The organism is Vibrio sp. 10N.261.52.A1, assembly GCF_002876325.1.
GTDB lineage: Bacteria > Pseudomonadota > Gammaproteobacteria > Enterobacterales > Vibrionaceae > Vibrio > Vibrio chagasii.
The window spans coordinates 1-377 of the sequence record NZ_MCYD01000327.1; the positions used below are offsets into that span (position 1 = coordinate 1).

1 protein-coding gene is annotated in these 377 nt (G+C 39.3%); it reads right to left on the minus strand.

The genetic code is table 11. The features are described 5' to 3' along the window. A partial coding sequence (locus BCT81_RS04020; RefSeq protein WP_133152535.1) for a response regulator occupies positions 1–219 on the minus strand: 219 nt, incomplete at its 3' end. Positions 220–377 lie beyond the last annotated feature (158 nt).

Sequence of the window (377 nt, forward strand, 5' to 3'; positions counted from 1 at the left end):
CTGTGCTTTTAGTTGTCGACACACTTCATAGCCGTCAATATCGGGCATCATGATATCGAGAAGAATCAGGTCTGGCTGAGGGACCATTTTGGCAATTTTAATACCAATGGTTCCGTTAATAGCTACCTTAACTTGGTAGGTATCTTTGAGTATTGCCGTTAACACATCCAAGTTACTTGGGGTGTCATCCACGACTAGCACTATTGGTTTACGACTCATTGATACCTCGTATAAAAATCAAACAGTTATAACCCAAGTGTAGAACGTTTTTGGAATGCAAGGCACAAAAAATGGCAAATGATTTTGAAAAATGAAGAGCAGATCTTCGAGTGACATCAAACTATCACTCTAGGTAAAACGACACGTCAATATTACGT